Origin of the sequence: Azoarcus taiwanensis (genome assembly GCF_012910885.1) — a bacterium.
Classification (GTDB): Bacteria; Pseudomonadota; Gammaproteobacteria; order Burkholderiales; family Rhodocyclaceae; genus Azoarcus_F; species Azoarcus_F taiwanensis.
Genome location: NZ_WTVM01000013.1, coordinates 33,589 through 46,426 on the forward strand (window position 1 = coordinate 33,589; position 12,838 = coordinate 46,426).

Consider the following 12,838-nt stretch of genomic DNA (forward strand, 5'->3'; position numbering starts at 1 on the left):
GCCCGAACATGCCTGCCGGAATACTGGATCACTATCCATTCTCGCCCGCGCGCTACGATGAAATGTTCGTCGCGCGCGGCATTCCCCGTGCGCACTGGGAACCGTTTGCCGCCCGTCTGGAGGCCTTGCCGGCCGACGCGCTGGTGCAACGTTCGCGCTTCGTCGCCGACGCGATCGAGTCCGACGGTGTGACCTACAGCGTTTACGCTGACCCCAAGGGCCTCAACCGCCCCTGGGAGCTGGACATGCTGCCGCAGATCATCAGCGCGGAGGAATGGAGCGTGCTGTCCGCAGCGGTAGCCCAGCGGGCACGCCTGCTCAACGCCATGCTGGCCGACCTCTACGGGCGGCAGTGCCTGCTGTCGGAGGGTCTGCTCCCCCCAGCGCTGGTCTTCGGACAACGCGGCTTCAAATGGCCGTGCATGGGCACCCAGCCGACAGGCGGACACTTTCTGAGTCTCTACGCAGTCGATCTCGCCCGCTCGCCCGATGGCAACTGGTGGGCGATCGCCGACCGGACCCAGGCGCCATCCGGCACCGGCTACGCCCTGCAAAACCGTATCGTGGTGTCACAGGCGTTTCCCGACGCTTTCCGCAACCTGCAGGTGCAGAAGATCGCTGACTTCTTTCGCGGCTTGCAGAATGCCCTGGTGCGCATGGCGCCGACCGACGGCGAAACGCCACTGGCCGTACTGCTGACCCCCGGCCCCTACAACGAGACCTATTTCGAGCACGCCTTCCTTGCGCGCTACCTGGGTTTTCCGCTGGTCGAGGGTCAGGACCTCACGGTGCGGGACGACACCGTCTATCTCAAGACGCTGCGCGGCCTGCGACGGGTCCATGCCATTCTGCGCCGCCTCGACGACGACTTCTGTGATCCCCTCGAGCTGCGCGCGGACTCGGCACTCGGGGTGGCCGGCCTTGTGGGCGCGGTGCGCGCAGGCAAGGTGCTGGTCGCCAATGCGCTGGGCAGTGGCGTGCTCGAAAGTGCCGCCCTGTTCGGATTTCTGCCAGGTATCTGCGAACGGTTGCTGGGCGAGCCGCTGGCAATGCCCTCGGTCGCGACCTGGTGGTGCGGCGAAAAGCCGGCACTCGAACATGTGCTCGAGAATCTCGACGAACTGGTCATCAAGCCCGCCTACTCCGGCATGAACCGCCAGACTGTCTTCGGTCATCAGGTCAAGGGCAAGGCGCGCGATGAGCTCGTCGCCAGCATCAAGGCGCAGCCTCACGCCTACGTTGGCCAGGAATGGGTACGCCTGTCACAGGCACCGGTCTGGACCGGCAACGCCGAGCAGCCCCTGACGACCCGCTCAGTGGGCCTGCGCCTGTTCGCTGCAGCCGCTCCCGACGGCTACACCGTGATGCCCGGCGCGCTTACCCGTGTCGCCCCCAGCGCCGGTGTCGAAGTCATCACCATGCAACGCGGCGGCCTGTCCAAGGACACCTGGGTCCAGTCCGACGCCCCGACCCAGAGATCCAGTCTGCTCAAGGAGCGTCTCGGAGTCATCGACCTGCTCTACAACAGCGGCGACATTCCCTCGCGCCTGGGCGAGAACCTGTTCTGGATGGGGCGTCATTCCGAGCGGGTCGAATCCTCCGCGCGGGTGTTGCGCGCGGCGCTGACCCGTGTCGCCGGCGGCACAGACGACATCGGCGACGAACTGTCCGGCCTGCTGATTGCCGCCAATCGACTTGGCGCACTGAACGAAGACGAGGACGCCGACGCGGCGCCGTCGCTCGAGGCGCGTCTACTCGGCGCAGTCACGGACCTGGCGCAACCGGGCTCGGTAGCGGCCAATCTGCGCGCCCTCGCGATGAATGCCAATCATGTGCGCGAGAGGCTATCCTCGGACAACTGGCATGTGCTCAACCGGCTCGAGACGGTTCTCAAACCCTCTCCGGCGACACTGGACCAGGCCATAGGCGCGCTCGATCAGGTGATGCTCAACTGCATCTCGCTCGCGGGATTCGCGATGGACGACATGACCCGCGACGAGGGCTGGGTCTTCCTCATTCTTGGCCGTCGCATAGAGCGTCTTGCCAGCATCTCGGCGCTGGTGTCGGTCGTCCTGCAGGCCGACCCCGACCAACGCGACAACATGCTCGAATGGCTTCTCGAGGCCGGCAACTCCATCGTCACCTATCGTTCACGTTATCGCCGAGTACCCGAACTGCTGCCGGTCATTCACCTGCTGGTTTTCGATACCGCCAATCCGCACTCGGTTGCAATGCAGGTCCACGCACTCAAGCGCTATCTCGCCCGCAGCGCCCAGGATCTCGGCCACCCGATGCCGCCGCAGATCGCGGGTCTTGAGCGGCGCATCGGCCGTTTCGACCTGACGGCCTTCGAAGCCGAACACTGCGACGCCGCATGTGCCAGGCTGGCTTCGCTGCTGAACGACGCAGAGAACACCGCCTACGTGCTTTCGGATGACGTGCATCATCGCTTCTTCATCCATACTGTCGAACGCTCTCGCCTGCGGAGCGTCGCTTGAAGCCGCTCCGCTACCATATCCGCCACGATACCCGCTACAGCTACGACCAGCCGGTGGGCGAGTCCCATCAATTGCTGCGTCTCGCGCCTCGCAATCTGCCCTGGCAGAAATGCGTCGCCCATCGCATCGAAACCGATCCCGAGCCGGTGCGTCGGCAGCGATTCTTCGACAGTTTCGGCAACGCAGTCGACGCGCTGCACTTCGAAGCGGATCATGACTTCCTCGCAGTGCGCAGCGAGAGCTGGGTTGAGCTGTACGCGCCGCCGTTCGCCGCCGCGAGCGAATGCTGCAATTGGGAAGCGGCCCGCGATGCGTTGCGTTACACGGCAGGCAAACCTCTCACGCGGGATCTGCTCGAAGCGAGCGCGTTTCTGTTCGAGTCGACCAATGCCCGGCTGAAGCGTGATTTCGCGGACTATGCCGCAGTCTGTTTTGTACCGGGGCGCCCACTGCTGAGCGCGGTCGACGCGCTTATGGTGAAGATCTTCGAAGAGTTCACCTTCGACCCGGAGGCAACCGAGGTGTCGACGCCGGTTGCCGAGGTTTTCGCCAACCGGCGCGGGGTATGTCAGGATTTCGCACATTTCATGATCTCCTGTCTGCGTTCGCTCGGTATCGCCGCCCGCTATGTCAGCGGCTACCTGCTCACCCGCCCGCCGGCGGGCAAGAAGCGACTCATCGGTGCCGACGCGACTCATGCCTGGGTGTCGGTTTTCTGCCCCGGGCTTGGCTGGGTGGACTTCGACCCGACCAACGCGATTCGTCCGCAACTGGAACACATCGTCGTCGGTTGGGGCCGGGATTTCAGCGACGTCTCGCCGATGCGCGGTGTACTGCTCGGCGGCGGCGGACATGAACCGGACATCGCGGTCACCGTCGTGCCGGAAGACGAGTTCACCGAGTTGTACACCGATGCCGACATGCCCACTCTCGAGTTGCGTCCAACCGGTTCCTGAGCTCATCTCATCTATATGGCATGAAGCTCCACTACGCCGACCACTTCGTCTTGCCCCTGCCGTCCGGCCACCGTTTTCCGATGGACAAGTACGCACGACTGCGCGCGCAGTTGCAGTCCTCGCCGCAGTTCAACGAGGGCGACTTCGTCGTGCCCGCGGCAGCCAGTGACGAGGAGATCCTGCAGGCACATTGCGCCAACTACCTGCGTCGGGTCGTGCAGGGCAGCCTCGACCAGGCGGAGCAGCGACGCATCGGCTTTCCCTGGTCGCCCGGCATGGTCGAGCGCTCACGCCGTTCGGCCGGCGCGACGCTCTCCGCCTGCCGCGCCGCGCTGGACGATGGCTGCGCAGCCAATCTCGCGGGTGGCACGCATCATGCCCACCGCCACTTCGGCTCGGGGTTTTGCGTATTCAACGACGCGGCGATCGCGGCCCTCCAGCTTCGCAGCGAGGCGCTGGTGGAACAGGTCGCAATCATCGACTGCGATGTGCATCAGGGCGACGGCACCGCGGCGATCCTTGCCAGAGTGCCGGAAGTCTTCACCTTCAGCATGCATGGCGCAAAGAATTTCCCGTTTCGCAAGCAGGTTTCCGACCTCGACATCGAGCTCGCCGACGGCACCGGCGACGAGGACTATCTCGCCGCGCTTTCCGACGGGCTTGCACAGGTTTTCCGACGCGTATCCCCGGATCTCGTGATCTACCTCGCGGGTGCCGACCCCTACCGCGAGGACCGCTTCGGACGCCTCGGGCTATCGATCGAGGGACTGAGACGACGCGACGAAATCGTCATCGCACAGTGTCTGGACCGCAACATCCCGCTGGCCATCGCGATGGCCGGCGGTTATGCTCGTGACACGGCCGATACGGTCACCATCCACGCCAACACCATCATCACCGCCGCCGGCATGTGCCGAGCAGGCGGCTGAGCCCACCGTCACCGCGGACCAATCATGCCCGAAGAATCCCATATCGCACTGCTCATCGACGCCGACAACTGTCCGGCGGCCAAGATCGAGGTCATCCTCGACGAGCTCGCCAAGTTCGGCGTAACCAACATCCGCCGCGCCTACGGCAACTGGAAGAGCACTGGGCTGAAGAGCTGGGAACAGGTGTTGCATGAGTACGCGATCCAGCCGGTACAGCAGTTCGCCTACACCAAGGGCAAGAATGCAACCGACAGCGCGATGATCATCGACGCGATGGATCTGCTCTACACCCAGAAACTCGATGGTTTCTGCCTGGCCTCATCGGATTCGGACTTCACGCCGCTGGTGATGCGCATTCGTGCCAACGGCCTCAAGGTCTTCGGCTTTGGCGAAAAGAAAACCCCGATGCCATTCGTCAATGCCTGCTCCAAGTTTCTCTACCTCGAGAACCTGGGCATGCCGGACCCGGCCTCCGAGAAACCGGATCCGGCGGCACAGCGAAAGAACGCCAAGGACCTCAAAGGCGACGCCAAGCTGGTTAACATGCTTCGCGCCGGCATCGAGGCTGCGGCCGACGACGATGGCTGGGCACCGCTGGGTGCGGTCGGCTCGCACATCAGCAATGTCAGCTCCTTCGATCCACGCAACTACGGCTATCGCAAGCTCAGCGACCTGATCAGCGAGATCGGTCTGTTCGAGACGCGCAAGAGCAGCAACCACATCTATCTGCGGGACAAGAAGGCCACCCGCAAGACCGGGAGCTGACCGGCTTGCAAGTCCTCGGCGTCGACTTCACCAGCGCCCCGAGCCGGCGCAAACCGATCGTCGTCGCTCACGGAACGCTGGACGTCGACGAGGTTCGCCTTACCGCCATCGAGAGTCTGGAAGACTGGCCGGCCTTCGAGGAATTGTTGACACGCCCCGGCCCCTGGCTCGGCGCGTTCGACTTTCCTTTCGGTCTGCCGCGCGAGGCGGTCACGGATCTGGGTTGGCCGGGCACCTGGGACGGCATGGTCCGCCACTGTGTCTCACTGGGTCGCAGCGGCTTTCGTGCCACCCTGGATACCTACCGCGAGAGCCAGCCGATCGGGCGGCGCTACGCGCATCGCACAACCGACCACCCTGCCCGCTCGCACAGCCCGCTGAAGCTGGTCAATCCGCCGGTCGGGCTGATGTTTCTGGAGGGTGCTCCCCGTCTGCTCGAGGCCGGCGTGCATCTGCCGGGCTTGCGTGCCGGCGACCCGCAACGTGTCGCGGTCGAGGCCTACCCCGGCTTTCTCGCCCGCAGCATCGAATCGGCCTCCTACAAGGGCGATGCAAGCGCTGCCCGAACGCCCTCACGGCATGCCGCAAGAGCTCGAATTCTCAACGCTCTGGCAAGTGGCGCAAATCCGCTCGGCCTGCGGCTGGCCGTTGACAACGCGATGGCCGTCAGCTTGCTGGAAGACCACCGCGGCGACCGGCTGGATGCCACGCTGGCGATGATGCAGGCTGGTGCATGCACACGCGCCGGTCACCCCGGTTTCGGCCTGCCTCGGAAAGTCGATCCGCTGGAGGGTTGGATCGCGACCGTATCTGAAACCAGCACTCTCAGTTGATCTCCAGCCTGATCGGGCGCCTGCGCTCGCGCTCCTGCTCGATCAACCTGGCGATGTCGGTATTGCCGCTGGACAAGGCCCAGGTTTCCGCCGTGAAACCGCGGTCGTTCTGGTGATAGAGATCGATGTCTGTCTGCAACAGCCGTCGAACCACCTGGATGTGGCCATTACGGGCGGCGAACATCAAGGCGTTCGACTCGTTGGGCGCCAGGGCATGAACGTCCGCGCCGCGTTCGATGAACTTCTCGACCAGATCAAGATGTCCCTGGAACGCCGCATAAATCAGCGGTGTCCAGCCGTCATGGTTCAGCTCCGCGCCGGCGTCGAGCAGTTCATCAACCACATCCCGATGGCCGCCGAGCGTTGCGAGCATGAGCGCGGAATCCCCCGCGAGATTTCGGTGAAGCACATTCGGCCGGTACTGCAGGATGGCCTGCACAGTTCGCAGATGCCCTTCGCGCGCGGCAAGCAGCAGCAGCGAGTTGCCTTGCTCGTCGATGGTGTTGGGGTCAATGCCCCGGTTGAGCAGGCTCACCAGTTGCCGGGTATCCCCGAGCCTGGCGGAGCTAATGGAAGCCTCGTAGCTGTCGGCCAGTACGACCGTAGTCATGCAAGCCAGAACCAGTGCGAGAAGGAATCGGCGAAGAATCATGTCAGTTCACTCTTGCGTGCCTGAAAAGGCGGAAGTAGTTCTCGGTGGTGATCGCCTCGATCCGTTCCAGCGGCTCGTCGCGCAGGCGGGCAATCTCTTCTGAGACATGAACCACCCACGCAGGTTCATTGGTCTTGCCCCGATGAGGCACCGGCGCGAGATAGGGTGAGTCAGTCTCGATCAGCAAGCGGTCAAGCGGCACATACTGCGCAACCGCCTTCAGATCCTTCGCATTGCGAAAGGTCACGATTCCCGAAAAGGAAATATAGAAACCGAGGTCGAGCGCGGCCTCGGCCATCTCGCGCGACTCGGTGAAACAGTGCATTACGCCGCCGCAAACGTCCGCACCCTCTTCTCGCATGATGCGGATGGTGTCGTCGGCAGCGCTGCGAGTGTGAATGATCAGGGGCTTGTCACACGCGCGAGCGGCACGGATATGCACCCGAAACCGCTCCCGTTGCCATTCCGGCGCATCCTTGTGCCAGTAATAGTCGAGACCGGTTTCCCCGATCGCGACCACCTTGGGATGCCTGGCGAGCGCCACCAGACGTTCGACGTCGGGCTCATCCACCTCAGCATTGTCGGGATGCACGCCGACCGAGGCGTGTAACCCCTCATGTCGCTCGGCCAGCGACAGCACCCGCTCGAAATCCTCGAGCTTGACGTTGACACAGAGCGCCTGCCCGACGTTGTTTGCGCGCATGGCAGCGAGAATCTCATCCTCGCGTTCGGCAAGCTGCGGAAAATCCAGATGACAATGAGAATCTACGAACACGTGCCGAAAACAATCAGAGGGTGTGTGTGGGCCGACTCGAGCCAATCAGGCCGGCGAGTATGGTCTCGGCCGACGCCTTCGGTCTTGCCGCCCTGCGCGCCGTTGGGGGTGAGCCAGACCACCTTCGCTGCCACCGGGTGCTTGGTCGGGTCATCCATGAACTGAAGCAGGAGAAACACTTCGTCACCGAGCTCGTACTTGCGGTTGGTCGGTACGAACAGACCGCCGTGGGTGATGAAGGGCATGTATGCAGCGTACAGCGCCGATTTCGAGCTGATGTTCAGCGACAGTACGCTGGGCCGCACCGCGCTCTTGCCTGGTTCGCTCATCTCTTTATCCCACCAATCGCACGCGCAAAGCGCAGCAACATATCCTCGAGCATCAACCTCGCATTGAGAGGATGCCGTGCAACCCGCCTGATTCGGGTCAAATCATTGTAGCAGGTCGTCATGGCGTCGACCTTTGCGCGCAGGGCGACTGCCGAAAGCACGGCCTCGTGATCCGGGAAATAGCGCACCTGCCCCCCAAGACGGATACTCGTCAGGTCCGTCACCCAGCGCTGGACCCAATCGACAAGCTGCGCCATGTCGAATCCGGCCGCAATCGCCTCCTTCGACTTCAGCCAGCTTTCCCACTGGCCGGCCAGCATGAGCGGGTCGGTGCCCGGCAGCGCGCCGATATCGCGCACGAAGCGCATGAGGTGAGGCGCCATTCCTCGTGCGGCCAGACGCTCGGCCGCCAGCGGCATGCCACCGCCAGCGCGCGCCAGGGCAAGCAGCTCCGGCGGCTTGTCGGTTGCCCATGCGCGCAAAGCGGTTTCGTCCGGGGGAGAGATCGCCCACGTCTGGCAGCGGCTGCGAATGGTCGGCAGCAGCATGCGTGGCGCCGAACTGCATAACAGAAACGTGCAGCCCTGCGGCGGCTCTTCCAGCGACTTCAGCAGCGCATTTGCGGTGAATGTGTTCATCGCCTCAGCCGGCTCGACGATCACGACCCGTCGGCTCCCCTGATGTGCGGTGACGCCAAGCGCGGACTGAAGATCGCGCACCTGCTCGATGACGATCTGTGATGACTTCGCCTTGCCGCCTTCCTCCGCCGACGACGCTTCAGGCGACGCCGACTGAGCCGCCGGCACCAGCAAGTGCAGGTCGGGATGGTTCCCTGACAGCCGCAGCAAACAGGCGTCGCATCGACCGCAGGCATGGCCATCTTCCGTTGGATGAGCGCACAACATCGCGGCGGCAAGCGCATCGGCAAGATCGCGCTTGCCGGTGCCTGCCGGGCCAACGAACAGCAACGCATGCGGCATGCGTTCGCCCAGTGAAACCAGGCGTCGCCAGGTATCTTCCAGCCAGGGATGCATCAGGGCCAGCGCTCCTCGACGATCGCGAGCATCTCGCCACGAATCGTCGCCGGATCGCGGTCGGCATCGATCACCCGGACTCGCCCGGGATCCGCAGCCGCACGCTCCAGATAGGCGCCCCGGACCCGCTCGAAGAAATCGCGCCGTTCACGCTCGAAGCGGTCCGGCGCATTGCCAGTGCCGGCAAGGCGTTGCGCCGCGCGTTCCGGCGACAGATCGAAGACCAGTGTCAGGTCGGGCTGAAAGCCGGGATGCACCCATTGCTCGAGCGCAGCGAACTTCGCCGGATCCAGCCCCCGCCCGCCGACCTGATAGGCGTAGGTTGCGTCCGAAAAACGATCGGATACCACCCAGCGTCCCGCGTCGAGTGCCGGCCGGATGCGCACCGCGAGATGCTCGCGACGCGCGGCAAACATCAGCATCGCTTCGGTTTCGAGATGCATCGGCTGATGCAGCAACAGCTCACGCAAACGCTCGCCGAGTTCTGTGCCACCGGGCTCACGGGTCTGGTCGACGACGCGCCCCTTGCCTTCCAGGTGCGCCACCAGGGCCGCGATCTGGCTGCTCTTGCCGGCGCCGTCGATGCCTTCGAAGGTGATGAAGCGACCCTTGGTCACGCCTTCACTCATCCACCTCTCCCACGAATAAACCGATTGACCGCCCGGTTGTGGTCCGCGAGGTTGCGCGAGAACTGGCTGCTGCCATCCCCCCGGGCGACGAAGTAGAAATACTCCGACTCGGCAGGTTGAACCGCGGCGATCAGCGAATCCCAGCCGGGCATCGCGATCGGCGTCGGCGGCAGGCCGGCACGGGTATAGGTGTTGTACTCATGATCGGTTTCGAGGTGACGTCTCCTGAGTCGCCCCTCAAACGCCTCACCGAAGCCGTAGATCACCGTCGGGTCGGTTTGCAGCCGCATGCCGATGCGTAGCCGATTGGTGAACACCGACGAGACCAGCAAGCGGTCGTCTGCAAGACCGGTCTCCTTCTCGATGATTGAGGCAAGAATCAGCGCTTCGTAGGGCGAGCCCAGAGGTACGCCCGGGTCACGCTGTTCCCAGGCCTGTTCGAGCCGGCGCTGCATCGCCTGATGCGAGACACGGAATACCTCGAGGGCACTGGTGTGACGATCGAACAGATAAGTGTCCGGGAAGAACAAACCCTCCGGATGAGACTCCGCAGCACCGATTCGAGCGAGAATCTCCTCGTCGCTGAGATCCGCGGTATCAACCCGCACATAGGGATGGGTTTCGATCGCTCGTCGTACCTGACGGAAGGTCCAGCCTTCGACGATGAGCAACTCGGCGCGCGTGACCTCCCCGCGGTAGAGCTTGTCGATCAGCTCTCTCGCATTGAGGCCGGTTTGGATCTCGTAGCTGCCCGCAACGATGCGCCCGGCCTTGCCATCGAGCCGGGCAATCCAGTAGAGCGCTTCGGGATGAACATCAGCCCCGGCGGCCGAAATTTCACGCGCCGCCTGGCGCATATTGAAGCCCCGCTGGACGGTGAACTCAATCGTCGGGGAGGCAAGCGGCAACGGTCGGTTCGCATACCACCAGGCGGCGCCCAGCGCGGCCGCGGCGAGCATCGAAACGATGGCGAGCAGGAGGATCGACTTAAGAAGAAACGCTTTCATTCGGCCCGGAGTTGCTGGGTTGAAATCTGACCGACGGATTAAACTCCGACCGGCATGCACGATCCGAGGTTCGGCGTGCGACGCAGCCCACTATAATACTTGATCAGATCAATCGACGTTCCGACCCCGACACGAGAACTGGAAAAACATGACATCGCTCTGGACCGACTATCTCGCCCGCTCGGGCGCAAGCCTCGCCGCCAACTCGCTGAGCTTCGACACGCCACCGCCGGCGCCGGGCGAAACCCTGGTCGTGCCACTGTTGCACCTCGGCGTCATTCGCTCCGCAGGTGAAGACTCCGCATCGTTCCTGCACAACCTGTTTTCCAACGACGTCAAGAAACTGGCCCGTGACGAAGCCCAGTGGAACAGCTTCAACAGTCCGAAAGGACGCATGCTCGCGAGCATGTTGCTGTGGTCCGAGGATGGCGGTCACGCGCTCGCCCTCGCCAGCGACATCCTCGTGCCGATGCACAAGAAGCTGTCGATGTACGTGCTGCGAAGCAAGGTCAAACTGACCGATGCAAGCGGCGACACTGCGCTGATCGGCTTGGCCGGACCGAATGCCGAAGCAATCGCGAACGCACTCGGCCTGCCTGCCGCGACCGGCGACATGCGCCAGAGCTCGACCGACGCCCTGCGCGGCATCCGGCTGAACGCCACGACCTACGTGCTTGCGGTAGCGCTTGACCGGGCCGAGTCGGTTTTCGAGCAGGCACTGTCCGCCGGCGGCATCCGCGCCGGCACCGACGCCTGGCAGTTGGCGATGATTCGTGCCGGTCTGCCGCTGATCACTGCAGCGACACAGGAAGAATTCGTCGCGCAAATGCTCAATTACGAACTCATCGGCGGCGTGAACTTCAAGAAAGGCTGTTACCCGGGCCAGGAGATCGTCGCCCGCACGCAGTACCTCGGCAAACTCAAGAAGCGCATGTACCGGGTGCGTATCGACGCCGAGCAGGCGCCAGCCGCGGGCACTGATCTCTACACCCCCGCGTTCGGCGAACAGTCGGCTGGCAAGCTGGTCAATGTCGCGCCCTCGCCCGATGGTGGCTTTGAGGCGCTGGCCGTGATGCAGATCAGCTGCGCCGACACTGGCGAGATCCACCTCGGCTCGCCCACCGGCACGCTCCTCGTGTTGCTGGATCTCCCCTACTCGGTCGATTGAACATGATCGACGAGACCCGGACCGACGCCAGCATCTACGTCTACTACAGGCTGCGCGCCGACGTCTCGAGCGAGACGGCATGCGCTCGGATTGCCACGATGCAGCAGGCGGTCACCGAACGCACTCCAGTCACGGCCCGACTCATGCGACGGCTCGAGGACACCACTACCTGGATGGAGATCTACGAGCACGTGACCAACGTCCGCGAGTTCGAGGCAGTGCTCGCGGAAGAAGTCGCCGTTGCCCGACTGGACGATCTCATCGAGCCCGGCTCGGCGCGTCATATCGAGCATTTCGTCGCTATCGGCAGACCGGGCGAGGCCGACTGACGATGTGTCTCATCGTTCTGGCCTGGCAGGTTCACCCGGATTACCGCCTGGTGGTCGCTGCGAACCGGGACGAGTTTCGCGAGCGTCCGGCCAGTCCGGCGCATTGGTGGACCGATGCACCGCACATCCTGGCCGGGCGTGACCTCGAGGCCGGCGGAACCTGGATGGGCCTTACCCGGCAGGGTCGCTTCGCAGCATTGACCAACTACCGCGACCCTTCCGGCCATCGTCCCGGCGCGCCGTCACGTGGCACACTGGTGCGTGACTGCCTGTCGGGCAGCGCAGATACCGAATCGACCCTGAACGCACTGGCAGGCGTGAGCGGGCAGTACGTTGGCTTCAACCTCTTCGTCTCCGACGGTCGCACGCTGGGCATCCATGAGAGCACCACCGGCGCGGTTCGCAGACTCGAGCCGGGTATCTACGGGCTGTCAAACCATGTGCTCAACACCGACTGGCCCAAGCTCAGGCGGGCACGCAGCCAATTCGCCGAAGCACTGAAGACCTTGCCCGAACCCGAGCCGATGCTCCGACTGCTCCGGGACACCACGCCGGCGGCAGATCACGAGCTCCCCAGCACCGGGGTTTCGCTGGAATGGGAACGCCTGCTATCGCCGGTATTTGTCAGCACAGCGGACTACGGTACTCGCTGCTCGAGCCTGATTACCATCGGACACGACGGCAACACTCGTTTCAGCGAATGGACCTGGAACGCGGAGGGCGAGGTCGAAAGCCAGGTCGAGCACCGCTTCACACGCCGATCCTGACCCAGGCCTGCGCAATTCATAGCCGTCGACGCATCTCACGATGGGCGATGCCGGCCTCCATGAATACCTCGCCTTCAGGCTGAAACCCGAAGCGGGCGTAGAAACCCTCGGCGGTCAGCTGCGCATTGAGCACGAGTTGGTCCATGCCGAGCCGCTTGGCCTCGTCG

14 protein-coding genes and 1 pseudogene are annotated in these 12,838 nt (G+C 63.8%); 8 read left to right on the top strand and 7 right to left on the bottom strand.

Translation table 11 applies throughout. The features are described from left to right. Positions 1-8 precede the first annotated feature (8 nt). From GPA21_RS03645 to GPA21_RS03665, 5 genes are read left to right on the top strand one after another with little or no spacing between them, the layout of a single operon-like run. Positions 9-2,498: a circularly permuted type 2 ATP-grasp protein gene (locus GPA21_RS03645; protein ID WP_168986855.1), complete on the top strand. Its 2,490-nt coding sequence runs from the start codon at positions 9-11 to the stop codon at positions 2,496-2,498. Then, positions 2,495-3,454, top strand: a complete 960-nt coding sequence (locus tag GPA21_RS03650; RefSeq protein WP_168986856.1) for a transglutaminase family protein — start codon at positions 2,495-2,497, stop codon at positions 3,452-3,454. The genes GPA21_RS03645 and GPA21_RS03650 overlap by 4 nt, the downstream gene beginning before the upstream one ends. A gap of 20 nt (positions 3,455-3,474) precedes the next feature. Further along, positions 3,475-4,383, top strand: a complete 909-nt coding sequence (locus GPA21_RS03655) for a histone deacetylase family protein (RefSeq protein ID WP_168986857.1) — start codon at positions 3,475-3,477, stop codon at positions 4,381-4,383. A gap of 24 nt (positions 4,384-4,407) precedes the next feature. Continuing rightward, complete coding sequence (locus GPA21_RS03660) at positions 4,408-5,148, top strand: NYN domain-containing protein (protein WP_168986858.1); 741 nt, start codon at positions 4,408-4,410, stop codon at positions 5,146-5,148. A gap of 5 nt (positions 5,149-5,153) precedes the next feature. After that, positions 5,154-5,981, top strand: coding sequence for a DUF429 domain-containing protein (locus GPA21_RS03665; RefSeq protein ID WP_168986859.1), 828 nt, complete (start codon positions 5,154-5,156; stop codon positions 5,979-5,981). Here the strand turns inward: GPA21_RS03665 and GPA21_RS03670 are convergent. From GPA21_RS03670 to mltG, 6 genes and pseudogenes are all read right to left on the bottom strand, one after another. Then, on the bottom strand, positions 5,974-6,633 hold the full coding sequence (locus GPA21_RS03670) for an ankyrin repeat domain-containing protein (RefSeq protein WP_168986860.1): 660 nt from the start codon (positions 6,631-6,633) through the stop codon (positions 5,974-5,976). The genes GPA21_RS03665 and GPA21_RS03670 overlap by 8 nt on opposite strands. Position 6,634: 1 nt before the next feature. Next, positions 6,635-7,408, bottom strand: coding sequence for a YchF/TatD family DNA exonuclease (locus tag GPA21_RS03675; RefSeq protein ID WP_168986861.1), 774 nt, complete (start codon positions 7,406-7,408; stop codon positions 6,635-6,637). A gap of 13 nt (positions 7,409-7,421) precedes the next feature. Continuing rightward, positions 7,422-7,737 (bottom strand): annotated as a pseudogene (locus GPA21_RS03680) (PilZ domain-containing protein). After that, positions 7,734-8,774, bottom strand: coding sequence for a DNA polymerase III subunit delta' (holB, locus tag GPA21_RS03685; RefSeq protein WP_168986870.1), 1,041 nt, complete (start codon positions 8,772-8,774; stop codon positions 7,734-7,736). The pseudogene GPA21_RS03680 and the gene holB overlap by 4 nt, the downstream one beginning before the upstream one ends. Continuing rightward, entirely contained in the window at positions 8,771-9,400 is a 630-nt protein-coding gene (gene tmk, locus GPA21_RS03690; RefSeq protein WP_168986862.1) for a dTMP kinase, read from the bottom strand. The genes holB and tmk overlap by 4 nt, the downstream gene beginning before the upstream one ends. Then, entirely contained in the window at positions 9,397-10,407 is a 1,011-nt protein-coding gene (mltG, locus tag GPA21_RS03695; RefSeq protein WP_168986863.1) for an endolytic transglycosylase MltG, read from the bottom strand. The genes tmk and mltG overlap by 4 nt, the downstream gene beginning before the upstream one ends. Positions 10,408-10,555: 148 nt before the next feature. Here mltG and ygfZ point away from each other — a divergent pair, with 148 nt between their 5' ends. The 3 genes from ygfZ to GPA21_RS03710 are packed head-to-tail and all read left to right on the top strand — an operon-like array spanning position 10,556 to position 12,671. After that, positions 10,556-11,575: a CAF17-like 4Fe-4S cluster assembly/insertion protein YgfZ gene (gene ygfZ / locus GPA21_RS03700; RefSeq protein WP_168986864.1), complete on the top strand. Its 1,020-nt coding sequence runs from the start codon at positions 10,556-10,558 to the stop codon at positions 11,573-11,575. Between the two features lie 2 nt (positions 11,576-11,577). Then, positions 11,578-11,904, top strand: coding sequence for a DUF4936 family protein (locus GPA21_RS03705; RefSeq protein WP_168986865.1), 327 nt, complete (start codon positions 11,578-11,580; stop codon positions 11,902-11,904). 2 nt (positions 11,905-11,906) lie between these two features. Then, on the top strand, positions 11,907-12,671 hold the full coding sequence (locus tag GPA21_RS03710) for an NRDE family protein (RefSeq protein ID WP_168986866.1): 765 nt from the start codon (positions 11,907-11,909) through the stop codon (positions 12,669-12,671). A 16-nt stretch (positions 12,672-12,687) separates the two neighbouring features. Here the strand turns inward: GPA21_RS03710 and GPA21_RS03715 are convergent, their stop codons facing one another. Beyond that, complete coding sequence (locus GPA21_RS03715; RefSeq protein WP_246261739.1) at positions 12,688-12,816, bottom strand: GNAT family N-acetyltransferase; 129 nt, start codon at positions 12,814-12,816, stop codon at positions 12,688-12,690. Between the last annotated feature and the right edge of the window lie 22 nt (positions 12,817-12,838).